Origin of the sequence: Streptomyces kanasensis, assembly GCF_043077165.1 — a bacterium.
GTDB lineage: Bacteria > Actinomycetota > Actinomycetes > Streptomycetales > Streptomycetaceae > Streptomyces > Streptomyces changanensis.
Genome location: NZ_JBIBSF010000001.1, coordinates 1 through 19861, shown reverse-complemented (window position 1 = coordinate 19861; position 19861 = coordinate 1). Strand labels below are relative to the sequence as shown.

20 protein-coding genes and 1 pseudogene are annotated in these 19861 nt (G+C 71.1%); 7 read left to right on the top strand and 14 right to left on the bottom strand.

The genetic code is table 11. The features are described from left to right. Window positions 1-1497 precede the first annotated feature (1497 nt). Window positions 1498-2433 carry a LysR family transcriptional regulator gene (locus ACF053_RS00105; protein WP_391951660.1) on the bottom strand — a complete coding sequence of 312 codons (936 nt, stop codon included), beginning with the start codon at window positions 2431-2433 and terminating at the stop codon, window positions 1498-1500. A gap of 29 nt (window positions 2434-2462) precedes the next feature. Between ACF053_RS00105 and ACF053_RS00100 the strand changes: the two genes are divergently transcribed. Beyond that, window positions 2463-3464: a dihydrodipicolinate synthase family protein gene (locus ACF053_RS00100; RefSeq protein WP_391951659.1), complete on the top strand. Its 1002-nt coding sequence runs from the start codon at window positions 2463-2465 to the stop codon at window positions 3462-3464. A gap of 415 nt (window positions 3465-3879) precedes the next feature. Further along, window positions 3880-4617, top strand: coding sequence for a dienelactone hydrolase family protein (locus ACF053_RS00095; RefSeq protein ID WP_391951658.1), 738 nt, complete (start codon window positions 3880-3882; stop codon window positions 4615-4617). Here the strand turns inward: ACF053_RS00095 and ACF053_RS00090 are convergent. The 3 genes from ACF053_RS00090 to ACF053_RS00080 all read right to left on the bottom strand — a co-directional run bounded on the left by ACF053_RS00090 (window position 4527) and on the right by ACF053_RS00080 (window position 6624). Beyond that, window positions 4527-5249, bottom strand: coding sequence for a Scr1 family TA system antitoxin-like transcriptional regulator (locus tag ACF053_RS00090; RefSeq protein ID WP_391952598.1), 723 nt, complete (start codon window positions 5247-5249; stop codon window positions 4527-4529). The two genes, ACF053_RS00095 and ACF053_RS00090, sit on opposite strands and share 91 nt — an antisense overlap. Before the next feature lie 375 nt (window positions 5250-5624). Continuing rightward, on the bottom strand, window positions 5625-5906 hold the full coding sequence (locus tag ACF053_RS00085; protein WP_391951657.1) for a hypothetical protein: 282 nt from the start codon (window positions 5904-5906) through the stop codon (window positions 5625-5627). Window positions 5907-6216: 310 nt separating this feature from the next. After that, window positions 6217-6624: a hypothetical protein gene (locus tag ACF053_RS00080; protein WP_391952597.1), complete on the bottom strand. Its 408-nt coding sequence runs from the start codon at window positions 6622-6624 to the stop codon at window positions 6217-6219. 466 nt (window positions 6625-7090) lie between these two features. On the opposite strand from ACF053_RS00080, the gene ACF053_RS00075 reads away from it, so the two are divergent. Further along, complete coding sequence (locus tag ACF053_RS00075; RefSeq protein ID WP_391952596.1) at window positions 7091-7915, top strand: nucleotidyltransferase domain-containing protein; 825 nt, start codon at window positions 7091-7093, stop codon at window positions 7913-7915. Between the two features lie 281 nt (window positions 7916-8196). Here ACF053_RS00075 and ACF053_RS00070 read toward each other — a convergent pair whose 3' ends face one another. Together ACF053_RS00070 and ACF053_RS00065 are read right to left on the bottom strand one after the other, a co-directional pair. After that, the gene (locus tag ACF053_RS00070; RefSeq protein WP_391951656.1) at window positions 8197-9057 is read right to left on the bottom strand and encodes a hypothetical protein; all 861 of its coding nucleotides are present in this window, start codon (window positions 9055-9057) and stop codon (window positions 8197-8199) included. Further along, window positions 9054-9620, bottom strand: coding sequence for a SigE family RNA polymerase sigma factor (locus ACF053_RS00065; RefSeq protein WP_391951655.1), 567 nt, complete (start codon window positions 9618-9620; stop codon window positions 9054-9056). Before ACF053_RS00065 ends, ACF053_RS00070 begins: the two co-directional genes overlap by 4 nt. Window positions 9621-10104: 484 nt before the next feature. Between ACF053_RS00065 and ACF053_RS00060 the strand changes: the two genes are divergently transcribed. Together ACF053_RS00060 and ACF053_RS00055 are read left to right on the top strand one after the other, a co-directional pair. Continuing rightward, window positions 10105-11448, top strand: coding sequence for a pectate lyase family protein (locus ACF053_RS00060; RefSeq protein WP_391951654.1), 1344 nt, complete (start codon window positions 10105-10107; stop codon window positions 11446-11448). 1395 nt (window positions 11449-12843) lie between these two features. Continuing rightward, window positions 12844-13098, top strand: coding sequence for a hypothetical protein (locus tag ACF053_RS00055; RefSeq protein ID WP_391951653.1), 255 nt, complete (start codon window positions 12844-12846; stop codon window positions 13096-13098). Window positions 13099-13989: 891 nt separating this feature from the next. Here the strand turns inward: ACF053_RS00055 and ACF053_RS00050 are convergent. Continuing rightward, window positions 13990-14109 carry a DUF6233 domain-containing protein gene (locus ACF053_RS00050; RefSeq protein ID WP_391951652.1) on the bottom strand — a complete coding sequence of 40 codons (120 nt, stop codon included), beginning with the start codon at window positions 14107-14109 and terminating at the stop codon, window positions 13990-13992. A 688-nt stretch (window positions 14110-14797) separates the two neighbouring features. On the opposite strand from ACF053_RS00050, the gene ACF053_RS00045 reads away from it, so the two are divergent. Continuing rightward, window positions 14798-14932 carry a hypothetical protein gene (locus ACF053_RS00045; protein ID WP_391951651.1) on the top strand — a complete coding sequence of 45 codons (135 nt, stop codon included), beginning with the start codon at window positions 14798-14800 and terminating at the stop codon, window positions 14930-14932. 36 nt (window positions 14933-14968) lie between these two features. On the opposite strand, the gene ACF053_RS00040 is transcribed toward ACF053_RS00045, so the two are convergent. The 4 genes from ACF053_RS00040 to ACF053_RS00025 all read right to left on the bottom strand — a co-directional run bounded on the left by ACF053_RS00040 (window position 14969) and on the right by ACF053_RS00025 (window position 18506). Next, window positions 14969-15733, bottom strand: coding sequence for an alpha/beta fold hydrolase (locus ACF053_RS00040; protein WP_391951650.1), 765 nt, complete (start codon window positions 15731-15733; stop codon window positions 14969-14971). A gap of 1363 nt (window positions 15734-17096) precedes the next feature. Continuing rightward, the gene (locus ACF053_RS00035) at window positions 17097-17801 is read right to left on the bottom strand and encodes a hypothetical protein (RefSeq protein WP_391951649.1); all 705 of its coding nucleotides are present in this window, start codon (window positions 17799-17801) and stop codon (window positions 17097-17099) included. 256 nt (window positions 17802-18057) lie between these two features. Then, a complete protein-coding gene (locus ACF053_RS00030) occupies window positions 18058-18261 on the bottom strand; it encodes a DUF6197 family protein (protein ID WP_391951648.1) in 204 nt (67 codons plus the stop codon). Window positions 18262-18284: 23 nt separating this feature from the next. Next, window positions 18285-18506: a hypothetical protein gene (locus ACF053_RS00025; protein ID WP_391951647.1), complete on the bottom strand. Its 222-nt coding sequence runs from the start codon at window positions 18504-18506 to the stop codon at window positions 18285-18287. Between the two features lie 242 nt (window positions 18507-18748). Between ACF053_RS00025 and ACF053_RS00020 the strand changes: the two genes are divergently transcribed. Next, entirely contained in the window at window positions 18749-18910 is a 162-nt protein-coding gene (locus tag ACF053_RS00020; protein ID WP_167828347.1) for a hypothetical protein, read from the top strand. Here the strand turns inward: ACF053_RS00020 and ACF053_RS00015 are convergent, their stop codons facing one another. From ACF053_RS00015 to ACF053_RS00005, 3 genes and pseudogenes are all read right to left on the bottom strand, one after another. Further along, window positions 18911-19072: a hypothetical protein gene (locus ACF053_RS00015; RefSeq protein WP_391951646.1), complete on the bottom strand. Its 162-nt coding sequence runs from the start codon at window positions 19070-19072 to the stop codon at window positions 18911-18913. A gap of 104 nt (window positions 19073-19176) precedes the next feature. Then, window positions 19177-19494: a hypothetical protein gene (locus ACF053_RS00010; RefSeq protein ID WP_391951645.1), complete on the bottom strand. Its 318-nt coding sequence runs from the start codon at window positions 19492-19494 to the stop codon at window positions 19177-19179. Window positions 19495-19565: 71 nt separating this feature from the next. Further along, window positions 19566-19706, bottom strand: a pseudogene (locus ACF053_RS00005) (hypothetical protein); the annotation flags it as partial. Window positions 19707-19861 lie beyond the last annotated feature (155 nt).

The window sequence follows — 19861 nt, the reverse complement described above, 5'->3', positions numbered from 1 at the left end:
GGAGCGGACACGTAGTCTCTGATGCCCCGGAGCATCGGACGACTGTGCCGGTAACGCGGTACTCGCCCGGTATGCCGAACGGGGGAAGGTGTGTGAGGCCATCGGTGGGCGCGTCTCCACTCTGTCGTAGTCATGCCAGATGCGTGGATTGGCCCGCAGCCCCGTGGAACGATCCCGCCGGCCAACCCTGGCACCGGATCAGTATGCAGCCGCCTCGGTGACGCATTGTCAGACGATGGCCACACCTGGCTTCGTGCAAGGGGCACCTTCGGGGTGGCAACGAGAGCAGCACCGGACTTCGTCAGGCGCGTCCCGACACGTCAGCGTCTGGTGGCCTCAGCAGGTGGCCGACGGGACGGGAGCGGAGGCGGCGGCGGTGGGGGCGACGGCGGGCAGAGCGAACCGGCGCCGCCTGCTGGACCGCCCCGGGACCGGCCGCCGACCCGCGCAGCAGCCTCGTGCTGGGCGAGCCCCTGCGAATGATGCGCTACAGCAACGACATCGCCCTGCCGCCATCCGACGACCACCAGGAGCAGCACCACACCACGCCGCAGGCCTTCGCCTCACACCTGACAGCCTCCCCCCACACCCTGCCCACCAGGGCTGCGCCGCAACGGGCTTCCCATGCGAGAGACACCATCCGGTGACGTGTTCGTACCGGCAGACACCGCTCTGAGCACCGCTGTCGTCTTCCGCCGCGGCCGGTGGGGGCGCGGGCGCGAGCCGGCGTGGCATCCCGGCCGCGCGTCCGATCAACCCCACCGCCGGGACACGACACGGCGATGCCCGCCCTTGGTGCACACAAGGTGCTTCTGGACGTCGTCTGCTCGACGTGCCACGCGTCCACTACCGAGTCCGCGCCCTTGGCAGGACCGCTCAGTCCGCTGGACGGCGGTACGGCCGGGGCGGTGATCGCCGCATGAGCACCGAGCCGAGCGGAGTCGACCCGGGCCCGCACGCCAGGCCCGGACCGCGGCCGGGGAGGCATCGAGGAAGACCGGCGGCGCCCTGCGGCCAAGCCGGAGCGGCGCACCGGCACGGCTCCGCGCCGTGACGGCCGCGGACCGCTCGTGCTCGGTGCGGCGATCGGCACGATGACGACCGACCGCGGCATGGTCGCCCCGGCCGCCGGCGGCAGCGTCCTCGCCCTGCCGCGCACCACGCCGACAGGTGATCTACTCGGTGTGCAGCACCGAGGCGATGGTCATCCGGGCCGCCGACCGGGACGGGACCAGTGGTGATGACGGTGGCGGTGCCGGCGTTGCCGGAGTCCGTCACCGACGCGTGCAGGCCCGGGTCGAGCGCCGAGACCGCCTCGGCGTAGGCGCGCGCGTCGGTGCCGGGGGTGAGCCGCACCGTGTACTCGGTGGCGTGAGCGTCCGGTGCGGGTCGGGCGAGACGCTCCCAAGCGGCCTCCAAGGCGCGGGCGTTACCCTCGATCACCCCGCCGACCAAGATCGCCGAGCACAAGACATGCGACCCGACTCACCCAAGGGATCAGTAAGGAGCCACGGCCCGTGACCCCACCGCCGTTCGCGCCGCCGCCACGAATGCTGCGATCGCCGGGTGGGTGCCGCCGCCCGCGCGGAAGGCCACCTTCGAACGGCGGAAGAGGGGCAGCCGGGTCAGGACCACGCCCTCGGGGGCGTGTGCGGTGGCCATCTCCGGTACGAATCCGGCGCCTTGCCCGATGCCGGCCAGTGCCAGGACCGTACGGAAGTCGTTGACCTGATGGCGGATGCGCGGCTGGAATCCGGCCGCCTGACAGGCGCGTACTGCCATCGCGTGACCGGTCGTGCCGTCCCGCGCCGTGATCCATGGCGCCATGGCCCACGGTCCGAGCAGCTCCGCCAGCGTGCCGCCGCGGGCGATGCGGCCGGTGGCGGGAGCGCTGTCGGTGGCGCCGCCGGTAGCCAGATACATCGACTCCTCCAACAGAGGCACTTGGTCCACCGTGGTGTCCGGTGACGCGGGCACGAAGTCGTAGTCGTGGACGAGGGCCACGTCGAGTTCGCCGGCGCGCAGGCTGTCGGAGACCCGCGCGGAGTCGATCTCCTGCACCATCGGTTCCAGCGCGGGATGCCGCTGGGCCAGTTCGGCCAGCGTGGCGGGCACGATCGCGGGGCCGCCAGAGGGGAACGTCCCGATCCGCAGCGGCCCGCCGATGCCCTCGCGTGCCCCGGCCAGCTCGGAGACCGCCAGTTCGAGGCGTTCGAGGACGGCATCGGCATGGGTGACGAGGGTGTGGCCCGCGGGGGTGAGTACCACCCGTCTGCCGCTTCGTTCCAGCAGGGGTACGCCCGCCTCGCGCTCAAGCACGCTCAGCTGCTGGGAGACGGCCGAGGCGGTGAAGGCCAGCGCCTCGGCGACGGCCGCGATGGTGCCGCGTCGGTCCAGTTCGCGCAGCAGGTGAAGACGTCGAACATCAAGCATAAGGTGAGCTTACGTATCAGCGAAGAAATGTGAACTGGATCTACGGGATTCCTATGGGTCAGGCTGGACGCATGAAGCCCGAAGCGAATCTCACCGGCCTGTTCGTCCCCTTGGTGACTCCGTTCACCGACGACCTGCGCCTGGCCCCGGACGCGCTCGCCCGCCTCGCCGACGAGGCCCTGTCGGCCGGCGGCGCTCGGGGCCTCGTGGCCCTGGGCACCACCGCGGAGGCGGCCACGCTGACCACCGAGGAGAAGCGGGCCGTGGTCCGCACGTGCGCGGCCGCCTGCCGGGCACACGGAGCTCCGCTGATCGTCGGTGTCGGCACCAACGACACCGCCGCCGCCATCACTGCACTGCGGGAGCTCGCTCGAAGCGGGGACGTCGCGGCGGCGCTGGTTCCCGCGCCGCCCTACACCCGGCCCGGCGAAGCGGGAACGCTGGCGCACTTCACGGCACTCGCCGAACGCGGCGGCCTGCCGCTGGTCGTCTACGACATCCCGTACCGCACCGGTCAGACCCTCAGCACCAGCACGCTGCAGGCTCTCGGGCGCCTACCGGAGGTCGTCGGGGTCAAGTACGCGACCGGTGCGATCGACGCAGCCGCGATGGAACTGCTCGGTTCGTCGGCCCCGGACTTCGCGGTACTCGGCGGCGATGACGCCGTCATCTCGCCCCTGCTCGCGTCGGGCGCCCGCGGCGGCATTTTGGCGTCGGCCAATGTCCGCACCGCTGACTACGCCGAGCTGATCTCGCTGTGGCAGCGTGACGCCACCGGACCGGCCCGCAGGCTGGGAACCGAGCTGGCCCGGCTGTCCGCCGCGCTCTTCGCCGAACCGAACCCGACCGTGCTCAAGGGGGTGTTGCACGCCCAGGGCCGCATCCCCAGCCCGGCCGTCCGACTGCCGTTGCTGGCCGCCTCCGCCGATTCGGTCCGGCGAGCGGCAGACCTGGCCACTGCCAGGCCCGACCGAACCTTCCGGAGTCTGCAGGCGTCGGTGCAGCCTTCGTCCCAGCGCTCGTCGCGGTAGGGCTTGTACGCGTCAAGGGCGAAGGCCCGGTTGTACCGCCACTGGCCGCGGAAGAGATCTTCGGGTCTCGCGGCGTCGGCAAGGGCTCTTGACGGTGCGGTGGGTCATGTGGAGCCGGCGGCCCGTCGCGCGGCGGCTGTGGCCGGCTTCCAGCATCTCCGCTTGGGACCATCGGACCGTCCCTGCGCGGGCGGGGAGCACCCTTCTCGCATACGAACTCTGGAACCTGTGCTAGGAACCGTCCCCGGGCGGGGGCCCACTTCCTGACCTGCAGTCTTATGATCCGCTAGTGCTGCCGTGGGGACGGGGTTTGTGACGGTTCCTGTGAGCCCTCGCCGTATGTGGGATACCCGGGCTGTTCTGCCAGCGGCGGAACCGGCCGGCCCGGGCTCGGCGATCACTACAGTCCGGATTCATGACGACGATGACGACGCGTACGGTCGAGTATCCGGCCGACGGTTTGACGATGATCGGGCACCTCGCGCTCCCGGCCGGTGTCGACCGCCGGCCCGCGGTGCTGCTCGGACCAGAGGGCACGGGGCTCAGCGACGTCGAACGCCGCCGGGCCGATGCTCTCGCCGAACTGGGATATGTAGCGCTGGCCTTCGACGTTCACGGCGGGCGCTATTTGGGCGACCCCGAGGAGATGCTGGCCCGTTGCCTGCCGCTGCTCGCCGACCCCGAGCGGATGCGGGGCATCGGCCACGCGGCACTCGACGTGCTGCGTGCCGAACCGCGGACCGACCCCGAACGGATCGCCGCCATCGGCTACGGCACCGGAGGCGCGATCGCGCTGGAACTCGGGCGCGACGGCGTCAACCTGCGCGCGATCGGGACGGTCAATGCAACCATCACCGGCCGACCGGGCGAAGCGGCGCGCATTCGCTGCCCGGTGTGGGCCGGCGTCGGGTCGGAAGACCCGATCATGTCGCCCGCACAACGGAACGCGTTCACCGCCGAGATGCAGGCCGCCGGCGTCGACTGGCGCCTCGCGGTCTACGGCGGCGCCTTGCACGCCTTCCACCACCCACCGGTCGACCACCCCATGGTCCCCGGCGTCGGCTACCACCCACAGCACGCGCAGCGAGCCTGGCGCGACGTCGTCGACCTGCTCGCCGAGTGCCTGCCCGTGACGGAGGACCTGGGGGTATGACCCCGGCAGACACGCTGGCGCCAGGTAGAAGGCGAGCACCTGCAGCGTGGAGCGCATCTGTACCCGGCCGGCGAGGCATTCGACGGTCCGAACCAGCTGTGGCAGGCCGGCGTGGACGTGGAGGAAGTCCGTGAGACGGACGGCGCCGTGGCCCTCCACGGTCCACTGGTGTGTGCCTGCTCGACGGCCCGATGCAAAGCGGCGTGCAGGGTCTGGGCGTAGCCGGAGCGGGTCTCGTACCAGAGCATCAGGTCCAGGCCGCACACAAGCCGTGGCCCTCGGCGGTGGGTTCGGCGACCTCCCCGATGAGGGGGGAGGACCGCAAGGCGCGCATCGCCGGCGACGATGCGGATGGTGACCGGTCCGGTCGGGTCGTCCATCAGCCGCAGCAGGTGCCGCAGCTGCCGTGCCATCACGGCGGCAGCGCCGACCGGCCGGCACAGGAGCTGCTCGTCCAGCAGCAGCGTCCGCAGCTGCCCCGTGGCCCGCCGCACGTGGGCGGGCCACGGCGGCGGGCCGGTCAGTGGCTCGTCGTGTACCGGAGTGCACGCGGCGATGACGTCACGGTACTCAGCGGTCCGGTAGCCGGGCGGGATCCGTGACGCCGTGTAGTGCACGGCCTCGCTCGCCATGAGGGCGACGGCCGTGTACCGGGCCATCGCCTCTGCGCCGGCGACGTCGACCACCGGGCCCATGCCCCCCGGCGCAGCCAGTTGCCGGGGACGTCCCGCCCTTCGGCTCGCTGCCGGCTCAGGGGGCTGTGCCTGCTGCCGCGTGTGGTCGACGGGAGGCTGTCGGCAAGGTGCCGGGCCTCCACCATGTCGCCTTCCTCCGGGGTATCCCCGGAGGCCGGATCGGCCGGAAAGCCCATGGTGCCGAACTGGAACTCCTGGCCCCTTGAGCTCCGGACCGCCGACAGGTCTGGGGCCCAAGGTATTCCGTAGACGGTTGTGGCAGTTCTTCTGGCGGAAGGCCGATTCAACAGCGGCCGGGTGCCCTGTGGCTCTCTAAAGGCCGATGAAGGGCAGGAGCTGTGCGTCCTCCAAGAGGTCGGTCATCGAGAACCGCTGTGCTACTGCCTGCAAGATGCCGTATTCCTCCGAGGTGATACGTACGCCGAAGAATCGGATGATGTGGCACAAGTCGTCCAAGGCCAGTTCCGGCTCGGCGTTTTCGATGGCCCCGGCCGTGGACCGCAAGGCATCACGTGCTGGGTGAGTGGGTTCCAGCCGGGCTCGTACTGCCGCCACGACGGTGCCGAGGTCGGTGCTCGAGTTGTCTTCTCGCACTGCTCTTTTCCTTCCGCGTCTGCCGTCTTCTCAAGCGGTCCCCCCTAGGGCCGTGCCCCGGAAAAATGGTGGGTTCCGGGGCACGGCGTAGGGGCAGGGGTCAGCTGCTTTGAAGCACTGGCTGTGCTGTCGCTGTTCCGCCGCGGGCTTCCCGGCCGTCCGCTCACCGACCGCGCGCTGCCGAGTGACCGATCCCCAGATTCCGCCGTACCGGGCGCTCCGTCGCGCCGCATGGACGGTGCGGTGGGCAGACCCCCGCGACCCTCGGTCGGCAGCCGCATGAACCGGCCGGCAGACAGACCGACTCGGCTCAACGCCTTATGGCGTCCGCCCACGCCGAGATGTCCGCGGCGCCCCGGCGGACAGGTTCTTCCGGGTCCCCGGCGAGCTCCCCACAGACCGCTGCGATATCCGGCCCACCGCCGGAATCCACCAGCACGTCATGCACCCCGGTCTGTAGCCAGTCGGCCTGCTTGTCATCAGCTTCGGCAACCGCATGCGCGATGAGCCTTACGGCAGCCAGCGTGCCCACCTGGGCCAGAGCCTCTGCCGTCTCTCGCGTCACCGCCGTGTCCTCGACGTCCAGCAGCAGCCCCACCAGTGCCTCCGCAGCTTCGGGAACCTCAGCAAAGGAAGCAAGAGCGCGCCCGGCACAAGCACGCTGCGTCCACGAGGAAGCCTTCGCCTCAGCCAAGGCCGCCACCAAACCACTCGTCATCTCCGGCACAAGCAGACAGTCTCATGCCCGACAAAGAAGATCGAACCCCGGGTCGAAGCCGCCCCCACGCTTGACCAAGAACACGGAGGCCGCCCTGCGGGCAGGGGCGCACGGCCGACGCCTGCAGGGCGGCCGGCGGTGGATCCATCCCCGCGGGCGCGGAGAGCACCGCGCAGCGGATCCTCGCCGGGCTGCCCTGCGGTGATCCATCCCCGTGGGCGCGGAGAGCGCAGGCGCTTCCTCCCGTTCCCACCTCCGCGGACACGGACGGGAGCACATCCGGTAGACGTGCCGGGAGGCCGCCGGCGGGGGAGCATCTCGGCGCGGACGGGGAGCACGGTTGTGTAGCAGTGCTTCTGTGTACTTCACTCACACCGGTGAACACTTTGGGTGTGGGGGCCCGGTAAACCGGTTGCGGCCGGTGATCTTCCTCTGCAGATTGTGGCCCGTGGATCGCTTGGTGGAGATCGCGGAACGGCTGGTAGAGGCCGGCGGCGTCGTCGGCGTATGCCTGGGAGGCAGTCGGGCGAGAGGTACGCACAGCCCCGGCTCCGACTACGACTTGGGCCTGTACTACCGGCCACCGTTGGACACCGCTGCTCTGCGTCTGCTGGCGGCCGAGCTGACCGGCGGGCCGGTGGAGGTCACCGAGCCGGGCGGCTGGGGACCATGGGTGGACGGCGGTGGCTGGCTGACCATCGACGGCCATCGCGTCGACTGGATCTACCGCGACCTGAACCGTGTGCACCGCGTCTGGCAACGGTGCCAGGCTGGACAGTTCGAGATCGGTGCCCAGCCCGGTCACCCCCTGGGGATCTACTCCCACGCCTATGCGGGTGAGGTGGCCCTGGGACGTATCCTCGCCGACCCCAGGGGCGAGCTTCAGGCCCTGCAAGAGCAGACGCGTCTCTATCCGGAGCCTCTGCGCGAAGCGCTCATCGGCAACGCGCAATGGGAGGCACCGTTCATCCTGGCCGGCGCTCGCAAGGGAGCATCCCGCGGTGACGCCTTCTACGTCGCCGGTTGCCTCTTCCGCGCGGTCGGACTTCTCGTGCATGCACTCCACGCCCATGCCAGGTGCTGGGTGCTCAACGAGAAGGGTGCCGTGCAGGCCGCAGGTGGACTCCCCGCCGCCCCTGCGGACTTCACCGGACGGGCCCACGCGTTGTTCTCCTCGCTGGGTACCACTCCGGAGACGCTCGCCGCCGCACTTGACGACGCTGACCGGCTGGTCGCCGAGGTGTGCGGGCTCATCGGGCGACCGCACCTCGACTGCGGAAGTTCGCGATGAGGGCGAGGGTTGCCTTCTGAAGTGCAGTACCGGCGGGTCGGGACCGCCCCCGCGGGCGCGGGGAGCACGACGGCACGGCGGACCTGTCGGGACGAACGAGGAGTACCGGGACCGCAGGGCGAAGATCCTTGACGGGATCCGAGCCCTGGGCGGCGAAGGCCCGACCGGCGCCGAGGCTGCGTGGGTGTCCGGGAGTGGGCGAGCGGGCGGGGAAAGACGGCGGGTGGCGGCGCGTGGTGGCGTGTGGCGACGGCGGGCTGACCCTGGACCCGGCGACATGATCAGTCGTCGTGCCGGGCGAAGTCGCCCGCTACGGCGAGCTGTTCGCTCCGCGTCCGGGCGGTGGCCGCGTAGCGGTCGTCCCGGGCGTCCCGGCCGCCGCGGGCGTGGTTGTACTGCCCGGCGAACACCCACTGGCCGGCCGGGACCGTACGACCCTGCTTGAGCACCCAGGTGTGCACGAGGTAGCCGTCCTTCTCGGTGATCGTCAGTGTGAAGTCGGCCTCGGGCAGCGACCGCCACGCACCGGTGGAGGTGACCCCGCCGGTCTGGGCGATCCGCAACTCGACCGTCAGCGCGGTCAGTTCCTCGCGTGTCTTGAGGGTGACGTTGCTCTGAGCCCAGAAGTCGTTGCTGTGCGGGTCCACGGAGCCGTCCGACCACAGCGGCCCGTCCTGCTCGCCGGCGGCAGGCGCGCCGGTATCGGGTGTACGAGGCGGGGAGGCGCTCGGCTCGCGGGGCTCGCGGGAGGTGCTCGGCGTGGGGTCCGCGGGCGCCGGATCCGCGGGCGTCGGGCCCACCCGCGAGGGCACGCGGCCCGTCGCGTCCGTCGACGGGGTGGGCGTGGAGGTGGAGGCTGGCGTCGGCGGGACCGCGACCGTCTGCTGCTCAGGCTCGTCGTCCACCACGGCGGCCATGCCGTAGCCGCCGGCGGCGAGGATCCCTGCGACCGCCGCGGTGACGCCAACCCCGCGCACCCAGCCGAACCGGGGCGGGCGGGCCCCTCGGGAGCGGGGCAGGTCCTCCTGCGCCATGCCGCGTTCGAGCCGTGCCAGGATCCGCGCGCGGTCGGGCCGGTGCGCCCCGGCCGCCTCGTGCAGCCGGGCGCGCAGTTCGTCGTGCACGTCCCGCCGCATGGTCATCGGTCCCTTCCTCCGGCAGTACCGGTACGCGCCATCGCCGTGTGCAGCTTACGCGGAGCGCCCTGCGTGCCGAGCAGCCGCTGCAGCTCGGCCATCCCCTTGGACGTCTGGCTCTTCACCGTACCCACCGACACGCCCAAGGCCAGCGCGGTCTCCTTCTCGGACAGGTCGAACGCATGGCGCAGCACCACGCACGCCCGCTTCCGGAGCGGCAGCCTGCGCAGCGCCTCTCGTACGTCGACCACCCCCGCCACGTCCGGATTCTCTGTCCTCTCCTCCCGCCGCGCCCAGAACAGCGCGACACGCCGCCGCTCGCGCACCGCGCTGCGTATCCGCGTCCGGGCAAGATTGGCGACCACGCCCCGCGCGTACGCCACCGGATGCTCGCTCGCCCGCACCCGGTCCCAGCGGTGCCACAGCGCGAGCAGGGCATCCGCGGCCAGGTCGTCGGCGGCATCCGACTCACCGGTCAACAGGTGCGCGAACCGGGCCAATTCGGCGTGGTGCCGCTCGAAGAAGGCATGGAACTCCGCGGAGGCGGCGTCATCGACAACTGTGGCCACGGGCGATGTCTCCTCGCAGCGACCTCGGGGCCCCGGAACCGGGCGCCTGTGCGTGTCATGTGTGCGACATATGAATGTCCGGACGAGATCCGCAAGAGTAGCAGTGAGCAAGCGCTTGGTCCGCAACGCCTGTTACCTGAGGGCGCTCCCGGTCTCGATCGGCGGGCGGAGGTCCCGGCACGGACGAGCAGGGAGCGCCCGCAGCCGCCAAGACGACCGGCTGGACCGATGCGCGACCGGACCGGGACCGCGGACGGCGTCCTGGACGCGCCCACCAAGACGGAGGTAGCCACCTTCGGTAGCCGACCTCCACCCCCGCCTCATTGCCCTCGGGATGACGGGATGTGAACCCACGACCCCTTCGTCCCGAATGAGGTGCGATTGCCGACCGGCTTGCAGAAAGATTCCCGCATGCGGCAACCATGCACGCGTCGGCGGCCACTGGGAGGGCGTAACCCTGTTCCTCCCCCCGTAAGGAAGCCTCGTGGCTGCTCGCTCCCACCGTCGGTCCCTCCGCTCCCGTCGTGCCGCCGTGATCTGCGCGGCCGTCGTGGCCGCAGGCGTCGGCGCTGGTGCTGTCGTGATGAATGCCAACGCCGGAACCGTCGACCTGTACCACCAGACGCTCACCGCGAAGGACGGCTGGGCGGCCTCCGGTACGGGGACCACCGGTGGCACGAAGGCCGACGCCGCCCACACCTTCACCGTCTCCACCCGCGCGCAGCTCGTGAAGGCGCTGGGATCGGTCACCGACACCACACCCCGCATCATCAAGATCAAGGGCATGATCGACGCCAACACCGATGACAGCGGGAAGAAGCTGACCTGCGCCGACTACGCCCTCGGTACCGGCTACTCGCTGTCGGCCTACCTCAAGGCCTACGACCCGGCCACCTACGGCCGCTCCAAGCTGCCCTCCGGCACCCAGGAGAAGGCGCGCGCCGCCGCCCAGGCCAAGCAGGGCAAGAACATCGTCCTCAAGGTCCCCGCCAACACGACACTCGTGGGCGTCCCCGGCACGAACGCGGGCCTCACCGGGGCCATGCTCCAGATCCAGAACGTGGACAACGTCATCGTCCGCAACCTGACCTTCGCCGCCACCGAGGACTGCTTCCCGCAGTGGGACCCGACCGACGGCGACGACGGCAACTGGAACTCCAACTACGACTCGGTGTCCCTGCGCGGCGCGACCCACGTGTGGGCGGACCACAACACGTTCACCGACGCGCCGCACTTCGACAGCGCCAATCCGAAGTACTTCGGCCGCGAGTACCAGATCCACGACGGCGCCCTCGACATCACCAAGGGATCCGACCTGGTGACCGTCTCGCGCAACCAGTTCACCAACCACGACAAGACGATGCTGATCGGCAGCAGCGACACCGAAAGCGTCGGCAAGCTGCGCGTCTCCATCCACCACAACGTGTGGAAGGGCATCATGCAGCGCGCCCCGCTGGCCCGCATCGGCCAGATCCACATCTACAACAACTACTACGACGTCACACCCCTCAACGGGTACACGCCGCAGTACAGCATCAACTCCCGCGCCAAGGCCCAGGTCGTCGCGGAGAACAACCACTGGAAGCTGCCGTCCGGCGCGAAGGCCGCCAAGCTCCTCAGCGGTGACGGCACCGGCTCGGTCAAGGGCTCCGGCAATCTCGTCAACGGCACGGTGACCGACCTCGTCGCCGCCTACAACGCCGCCTCGTCCAAGGACCTGAAGACCACGGTCAACTGGACCCCGACCCTCACGACGGGCCTGGAGACCTCGGCGAGCAACCTGCCGACGTCGCTGGCGACGACGACGGGGGCGGGCGTGCTCAAGTAGCACCCGAGACACGCGAGGGCCGGGAGACCACGAGCCCCCGGCCCTCGCGTACCCACGCCGACGCGGTCGGCCGCACCACGGGCTGCGAGGGACCCGGGATGCGTTCCCGGGCCCCTCGAGGCTTCTGCCGGGCACAGCCCACAGGACGGTTCGCGCCGCAGCGTGCCCTTGTTCCCGGTGGCCGGAAGCCGGCGGAGACGGTCCACGAGCGGCGCTGGCCGCTACCTGGGGCGCCTCGACGGCTTCGGCCCGGGAGGACCTCCCTGCGGGTGGTGCACCCGCCGGTCGCGTTGAGCCCCTCGATCCAGTGCTTGTGTGCGGGTCCGGCCGTAGCCCTGGAGGTGCTCGGCGACGACGGGGATCCGGTCGAACCTGGCGCCATCTGGCGAGCTGGACCAGCCGAGCCACGAACTGGCGGCCGTCGGCGTCCTCGCCATGGTGTAAGTGATGCGCGGCACGCTCAGGTACCACCATCTGCTCGCCGAAGCGCGCCACTGCGTCTCCTACGTCCTGCGCGGTCGGCCGCGGCGGGTGGGCCTGGAGGAACAGTCGTGCAGACGGTCGTCTACGGCTACACCCGCCCTGCCGGTCGCGGATGATGACCGCCGACCTGCGCGCCCTGTACCCCCCTGGCACCGCGGACCAAGCCCTGCACCGCTGCCCCGCATGCGGACCCCGTATGGGCGGGCCCGCCCCGCCGCCGACGCGCTGAAGGTCCGGGTCCGGGCCCAAGCCGTGCGTCGCGCGGACCGGGTGGGCTCCCGCATCCGGCCGTGCACCGTCGCCGTGCCCGCTGCCTCGAGGTCGCGCCCGTGGCCGTTCCACACCGGCCGGAGGGCCGACCGCATTCCGGGGCAGACGACCGACTTCGTCACGGTGGAACGGCGCCGGACGCTCGCCGAGGCGTCCTCGCCAGCCAGGAAGGCGCCCGGGAGCGTGCCCTCCGCACCCACCCCCGGCCGCAGCCCGTCGCGGCGATGGTCCCGCCGCCGCACACCCAGCAGCCCGGCACCCGGCACGCACCGGGCCGGACCACAGGAGGAGTCGCGTGCGCACCCGTGTACGACCCGCGCCCTGGCGAACCCGCACACCCGGCCGACGTCGCATGCCTCCTTCGGCGACACACCCTGACGGCCACCGGTACCGCGGCGCTCGGTCAGCTGGGCGGCGGTGTTCTCCTGTCCGGGATCCTCGTCGTGGTCACCACCCACGGCTACCGCGTCATCGACCTGCGCACTCTGTTCACACTCCGAACCCACTCGACACCATGTAGCCCGCGCCGGGCATGCTGCCCGGTGGGCCGCGACTCCAGCCGACATCCGACGGGTACCGGGCGCTCGACTTCACCCCGTCCCCGGCCCCGACCCGCTTCCGCACTCCCGCCGCGGCAGCCTCATGCAGAGCCGCTTTCCGGAGCTCGTGGCTGCGGCCGGCCACCTGCCCGACGGCCTGGTCCTCGATGGCGAGCTGGTCGTGTGGGCCGACGGCCGGATGCCGTTCGAGGCGCTCCAGCGGCGAGCCGTCCCCGGAGGCCGGACCGCCGCGCGGCTCGCGCAGGAGATGCCGGCACGCTTCATCGCCTTCGACCTCCTTCAGTCCGGCGGCAGCGGCGCGCGCAGCTGGAGCAGCTGTTCACCGACCGCGGGCTGAGCGCCCCGTGAACGCTCTGCCCCGAGACCGCGGAGGTGGCGACGGCCAGGGAGTGGCTGATCTCGGACGTAGGTGCCCGGGGTGGAGGGTCTGGTGATCCGGGGGAGTGGGCAGCGGTATCTGCCGGGGGTTCGCGCGCCGTACAGGGTACGGTGCGCCACCGGAGATACCACCAATGTGCGGTTTTGAGGGCCCCCGGCGTCGCTCCAGATCGACCGCCCGCGAGATTCCATCCACCGGGCCCCCGCCCGACTTCCCGCGCTTGAACCTCCGGCAGGACGTCCGGGTCGTCGTGCCCGGCCTCGCGCGGGCATGGACCGCCGGCCTCGCCCGGTACCTCCAGCAACCCGGCGCCACGGTCGTGTGCAGCAGACGGTCCCTCGGGGCATCGCTTCCAGGCACCCCACCCCGTGGTGAGGGCCACGGAAAATTGATGGGTGATCGCCTGAGATGCTGGCGACATGACCGCTCCCTTCCTTGTCGCCAGCGTCGTCCTGGCCGGCGTCCTCACCATGGCCGTGTGGGTCTGCATCAAGTTCGTGCAGGCCTGCCGGGAGCGGCGCGCCTGAGCCTCGAACAGACGCCACGCCCCGCTGATGGGCGTCGGGTGCGGTGCATGGGGTGTGCGGCATGGGTTCTCCACTGGCACTGACCTGGGCTGTGGCGATGCCTGGGCGTCGTTTTGCTGGTGAAGGCTGATGTCGTTTGGTGGGGTGGAAGGCGTGTCACTCCTGTGGGTGGGTGTGGCGGAACGCCGGGTGGGGGCCTTGCCGTGTCCGGCTACGCATCGGTGGATGCCGTCGTTCCACGGCACCAGGACCTCGCCCGCGGGTGGGGGTGTACTCAGGTTTGTGCACGCCGGCGCCTCCGGGGTGCCCAGCCGTGGCCCTCCTACCCGGCGCCCAGGGCACCGGGTTCGCTGACCGGCCGGCACACCGGGCACACCGGAACCCCCTCCGCCAGCGCCTGGCGTGCCGCCTCTTCCGACACCCCGGGAGCCTTCCTACCCATGCCGCAAGTACCGAGTGGATGCTGGTCGGCGTCCGGCCGGCACCAGGGCTCCGCTGGAACTGGTGGTCCGGCACCGGCGGCGCGGCCCGCCGCCGCGCTGCCGCCTGCTCGGCCTGAAGCACGGCGATCGGCGCGTCGACCTGCTCGAGCACCGTGCGGCCGCTTTCTGGCCGTGCCGGGGATTTCTCTGCCGGCTGTCGCCGGGCGACCGACCGTCTCCGCCGCTGAGCCGCCGATTCCCGGCCCCGCGCCGCCCGTGCCCCGAGCTGCTCCGGCGCCACCGCGCGGTGCTGCTGCCGTCCCGCCGCCGGTTTCCCGGCCGTCCGCATGCCGACCGGGCACTGCCGAGTTGCCGGTCCCCAGATTCCGCCGTGCCGGGCGCCCCGTCGCGCCGCGCTGCGCCGCGGGGGCGGTGCGGTGGTTTCCCGTCCCACCGCTGCCCCGCTTCCCGGTCGCGCGCCGCCGTTCTGCCGCCCCCGCGCTGTGCCGCTGTGCCGTTGTGCGCCACCGGGCGGCCGCCGATCCCCGGCCGCACGTCGGTCGCCGTCTCGCCGTCCGGTCTCCCGCCGCTAGGGTGTCCCGACTCTGCTGCGGCCGGCTGGCCGGTCACGCCGCCGGGCCGGACGCGGCGCGCGTGGTCGAGCTACCGACGTCGGCAGGGCCCGGACATCCGGGGGAGGGGACTTCCATGGCCACCACCTCCGAGACCAGCCGGTCGTCGGCCGACCTGGTACATCGTCATCAACCGGACTCCCTGCCCACCGAGGCGCTGGTGCTGTCGGAAAGGTTCTTCTCACAGCAGCAGCCGACACGAGCCGCATGATGGGCAGGCCCTCCACTGTTCAGGACCTGTCGCAGCTCAGCATGGCTCCGCCAAGAAGTCGTCGACCTCGGCAGCGAACTGCTCTGGAGCATCGTGATGCACGACGTGACCGGCCGCCAGCTCGACCAAGCGGGCCTGCCGGCCGCGGCGGGCGATCATGGCCCGGGCGTGATCGCCCGCCAACTCGTCGCTCCTTGTTCCACGGACCAGCAGGGTGGGGCAGGAGACCGCTGTCCAGTCTTCCCAATGATCGCCGTTGAGCGCCTTCTGAGACGTCACGGTGTCATCGATTCCGAAGGAGAAACCCCAGCCTTGATCTCTCTGCCGGAACGAGCATGCGAGGTAGGGCGCCGTCGCGCCCAAAGCCGCGACCAGAGCCTCTCGAGATGGTGCGGCAAGCGGAAGGCGGGTGGTGAACGACCAGTCGCAGTGAACGACCGCGCCGATGTCCTCCACAATCAGCCTGCTGACCTTGTCCGGATGCCGGGCGGCGAACTGGTAGGCGTTCACCCCGCCCAGTGAGTGACCCAGCACCGGCACGGGGCCGGCTCCCAGATGCCGGTGGAAGGCGACGACATCGGCTATGTAGTCATCCCGCTCGTAGCCGGTGGCACGGTCGGAATCGCCGTGGCCACGCTGATCGAGCGCGATCACCCGCCACCGCGGCGCCAAAGCCCCTGCAAGCGACGCGAACGCCGACGCCTCGTTGTAGTGCCCGTGCAGGGCCAGAAGCGGCTTCCCCGGACCACCGAAGTCCAGATACGACAGCTTCCGCTCACCCACCAGCAAGAAATCACGCATGACGCGGATCATAGGACTCGGCACTGACAACCCACGGCTGAACAGGAACCCATGGGCAGCCGGTCGCTCAGGGGAGAGCCCGCTCAAGACGTGCTACACCCGACCGGCCGCTCGCCCCTCCGCCACCGCATGTCGATCGCTTCACGGCCGCCCGTCCGCCGCCGCTGCCTCGCATGCCGCCGTCCCGTCATCCCACGCGCCGCGTCGCCTGCCTGCCGCCCTCCTGTGGACAGGGCGTCCCAGCTCCGCCGCCGTCCGTGCCGCACGGCCGGCGGTGTCCGCGCCGTGGGTCCCGTCCCGTCCGTCGTGCTGGCCGCTGTCCCGCCGCTATGTCACGAGCCGTCTGGCACCGCCGCACCGCCGCACCGCCGCACCGCCGCACCTCCGGAACACCGGGGCCGGACTGGGCCGATGCCCGGCGTCCTGCCGCGCCCGGACATCCCGCCGCCAGGCAACCGCCGCTGCCTCCGTCCAGCGCTGCTGCACCCGCCTCTGCCGCGGCGCCGACCAGGTGTCCTTCCGATATGGCGACCTCTGCCCGGGCCGCGCGCCGCCGCCCGGCCGCCGTCCCTCCGGGGGCCGATCGCGCCGCCGGACTGCTCGTCGGCGGGTAACGTCGCCGTCCGCCGTCCGCCGTCCGCCGTCCGCCGTCCGCCGTCCGCCGTCCGCCGTCCGCCGTCCGGGCCCTGGCCGCGTGCCGAACGCTCCCCGGTCACGTGTCGCCGTCACGTGCCGTGTTCGTTCTTCCGTCCCGCCGCCGGGTTGCCGCGCGCCGCCAGGCAGTTGCCGTGCCCCGACTACGCGTTGGCCGCTGTTCCCCCGTCCGCCCAGCCGCCGTGACGCCCCGCCGTCAGGTTGCCGTGCGCTGCCGCACTGCCGCCGCTCGTTGGTTGCGTGTCGGTCGCTGTCTGGCCGTCCGGACTCCCGCCGCTGCAGCGCCCTCACTCTGCTGCGCCACTGTGCCGCTGCCGGCCCGCTGTCCGCCGTCGCGTTCCGAGCCAGTGTCGCGGCCGCCGTTCCGCCTTCTGGCGCCGATGCCATCGCCGCCGCGGTTGCCCGTCGGGCCGCCGTCCGCTGTCCGGTCGCTGTGCCGTTCCCCGACGCCGGCCGCCCGCCGCCGCTGCCCGGCGTCTCGCCGCGCGATGCCACCGGGCTGCCGCCCGTCCGCAGTGCGCCGCTGCGCTCCCAGCTCCGTTAATGGGCCGACCGGTCACCTGCCGCCCTGTGCTGCCGCCGCGGGCCCGGACATTCCCGCCGTTGCGCTGCCGCCTCGCCGCGGACCACAGCCAGACCGGCAGCGGGTCTCCGCTGAAGCCGTTTTGGCCAAGGATGAGCGAGGCGGGTACTTGCCGATCGCTAAGCGTCACGTCTGGTAGTTGAGGTTGTCTCCCACCAAGAACTCCGGATATCCGAACCGCTCGCCGAGTGCCTGGAAGGCGTCGTAGGTTCGCTGGTCGACCATGACGAAGTACGCCTTCATCGCACTCAGGAACAATCGGTAACCGAGGTCGGCGCAGGCACGGAGGACGATCTGCTCCAGTGCGGGAACGATGCCTGTGGGTGGGACCCCGAACGAGACGCGGACCGCGCCCTCCAGATCGCCCGCGACTGGTCGGATGACCGCCAGAACCGCCCTGGTGGCCTCCTCGTCCGTGACCGGCTCAGGGGGCGGAGGGGTGAAGGCCGGGTCGTCCCGCCGAACGCGAGCGAGCCAGGCTTCCTGCAGTAGCAGCAGGAAAGCCCGCCCACTGAGGCCATCCTCGACGGGATCGAGGACGCCGCGGGTGGCGCCGAGCCACGCGGTGTGAATCGTCTGGTCCGCTAGAGGTGAGCCGACCAGACGCCCAATGTCCTGTCCGAGTTGGCGCGCCTTGGTCCGATCGAACTCGTCTACCGCAACGTTGGCGACCCCGGCCCAGAAGGTGGAGGGACTGCCTCCCGGAATGACCTGCTCCCTTTCCTCAGGGAGCAAGGCAGCCGGAATGTCCCTCTTGGAAGCCACCCAGGACAGGCCGACATCGACGACGAAGATGTCCTCGCCGTACTGGTGCTGAGCTTCGTCTTCCATACGGGCTTCTCCATCAGGGTCGAGCATCTGGGTGGGCGGTGTAGACGACGTACTTGTCCGGGTGCGGCTTGCCCACGTACTTGAGCTGAATCACGACGCTGTTGCCGGCAGGGACCTTCTGCGGGCCGTTCGCTACCGAGAGAGGAGCGCCGATAGGCGAGTCGAGGTCGGTGCGGCGCCAAACGTGGCACCGGAGGTGGACTCCCTCCACGAGCGGTACCCGAAGTACGTGGATGAGCAGGGGACCCGGAGCAAGCTACAGGCCGCGGGCGTCGGCGAGGTGGGCCGCCTGGTTGAGCATGCGGATGGGGACGCGTCCGCTGCCGTGCGCGTCGTTGAAGGACGGCACGGAGTCCACGTGGTCGCCGAAGCCTCGGCGGATCGCGTCCAAGAGCACGGAGGCGGCGCCGGCCACGAAGCCGCTGTCGCCGCGGGCCTCCGCGCGGATGGCTCCGAGCATGCAGCGAGCACCTTCCTCGTCGGCTAGGACACCGGAGCACCAGCCGCCGTGAGCAGACGGTGGTGGGCGCGCTGAAGGAGGGCCGCGACGGGGGTCGGATAGGGCTCGGGGGGCAGCTGGAGCATCGGGGTCAGCGAGACGGTGACGACGTCGGCCAGGCCCACAGGCTCGGTGGGGATGTGCGCGGTGTTGACCTCGTAGGCGACGGCTGCTTCGTCCAGGCGCACGGTCATCGCGGCGTGCACGAGGGTGAGGCGTTCCTCGAGGGTCAGGCCCGTCGGCGGCCCGGCGGGCGGTCGGGAAGGGCGGGTCTATCGCGGGGGAGAGAGCGGTGTCGGACATCGAGGGCTCCAAGCGAGCGCGAAGGGCGCCGCCGGGATCGTTCTCCGGCGGCGCCCTTCGGCGTCAACGCAGCAGGGGCGTTTGGGTGTCGCCACACCCGTGTCCTGGACATCCTCGGACCAACAGGCGCGGGGAAGGGGATCGGGTGGAGTTCGTCTTCGATTGCGGGTGGTGCGGTGGGGACAACTACTTCGTGGGCAAGCAGGTGGGCTGGTGGGTCGACAAGTGGGAAGTGCCCGCGGAGTGGGACTGCCGCTTCTGCGACGGGCTCAACTACACCCCCGACCCGCCGTGGACCGAGGCGTAGTCAGAGGCTGGAGATCAGTCCGGCGAGCGAGGCGAGACGACTGTTGATGGTCGGGGCCAGGCCGGTCGCGGCGAGGGTGCAGCCGAACAGGGTGCAGGCCAGTGCGGAGCCGACGCGGACGCAGCCACCCTTGACGAGGACGATGACGATGATGCCCAGCAATGCGGCGACGGAGATCGAGAGGGCCGCGGCGGGTGGTGCTCCATCGGGTTGGGGTGAGGCCAGCCGCGCTCGGGCAGGCCGGCCCCGGGGATGGGTGGGTGTGGTCAGGCGTCGGTGAGGCTCTTGATGGCTTCCAGCGCCTGGCGGGGAGAGGTGATCTGCGGCTCGGCACAGCGGCTGCTGCGCTTGTCGCCGCCCTTGCCGCCACCACCGCCGCTGCGTCGGCCGGACTTGCTGTCGCCGTCGTCGCCTTCCTCGGGCTCGGGCCAGAACTCGCCGGGCCTGACGGGCTCGTTCCAGTCGAACCACAGGCCGCGCTTCTCCAGCTCGCTGATCTCGTAGTCGGTGAGCCGGTTGACCTCGTCGGGGAACAGCTCGGCAAGGTCGGTGTCGGAGTCGGCGTACAGCGACCGCATGAGCACGGCGCGGCCGTTGTCGAGGACGGCACCACGAGCGAGGCGACCTTGCCCTCGCCCGGCTGCATGCGCAGCGCCCGGCCCACCGCCTGGACCAGATCCGGCATGGAGCCCCGCACATCCGCCCAGTACACGGAGTCACAGTTCTTGATGTCGATGCCCTCCACGAGCACCTTCACGGAACCCAGGCAACCGTTCTCCACCACCGTGCCGTCCATAGCGATCCCGGCCGTGAACTCCCCGAGGACCCGCCGCCGGTGCCCCGCCTTGTGCTCCCCGCACAGTTAGGGTCTGTTGTGAAAGTGCTGGTCGCAGCCACTCGTTGATGGCTGCGACCAGCACGGTCGCTTCGTAGCGGACGGCGAGTTTGTCG

Excerpts from the sequence above, each read along its gene's own strand:
- ACF053_RS00090 (WP_391952598.1), bottom strand. The coding sequence starts at position 5,249 with ATGGCGAGCGAGGCCGTGCACTACACGGCGTCACGGATCCCGCCCGGC.
- ACF053_RS00105 (WP_391951660.1), bottom strand. The coding sequence starts at position 2,433 with ATGCTTGATGTTCGACGTCTTCACCTGCTGCGCGAACTGGACCGACGC.
- ACF053_RS00030 (WP_391951648.1), bottom strand. The coding sequence starts at position 18,261 with ATGCTCGGAGCCATCCGCGCGGAGGCCCGCGGCGACAGCGGCTTCGTG.
- ACF053_RS00040 (WP_391951650.1), bottom strand. The coding sequence starts at position 15,733 with ATGCGTGATTTCTTGCTGGTGGGTGAGCGGAAGCTGTCGTATCTGGAC.
- ACF053_RS00050 (WP_391951652.1), bottom strand. The coding sequence starts at position 14,109 with ATGGGTAGGAAGGCTCCCGGGGTGTCGGAAGAGGCGGCACGCCAGGCG.
- ACF053_RS00055 (WP_391951653.1), top strand. The coding sequence starts at position 12,844 with ATGCAGAGCCGCTTTCCGGAGCTCGTGGCTGCGGCCGGCCACCTGCCC.
- ACF053_RS00070 (WP_391951656.1), bottom strand. The coding sequence starts at position 9,057 with ATGACCATGCGGCGGGACGTGCACGACGAACTGCGCGCCCGGCTGCAC.
- ACF053_RS00035 (WP_391951649.1), bottom strand. The coding sequence starts at position 17,801 with ATGGAAGACGAAGCTCAGCACCAGTACGGCGAGGACATCTTCGTCGTC.
- ACF053_RS00095 (WP_391951658.1), top strand. The coding sequence starts at position 3,880 with ATGACGACGATGACGACGCGTACGGTCGAGTATCCGGCCGACGGTTTG.
- ACF053_RS00080 (WP_391952597.1), bottom strand. The coding sequence starts at position 6,624 with ATGACGAGTGGTTTGGTGGCGGCCTTGGCTGAGGCGAAGGCTTCCTCG.
- ACF053_RS00045 (WP_391951651.1), top strand. The coding sequence starts at position 14,798 with ATGGCCACCACCTCCGAGACCAGCCGGTCGTCGGCCGACCTGGTACAT.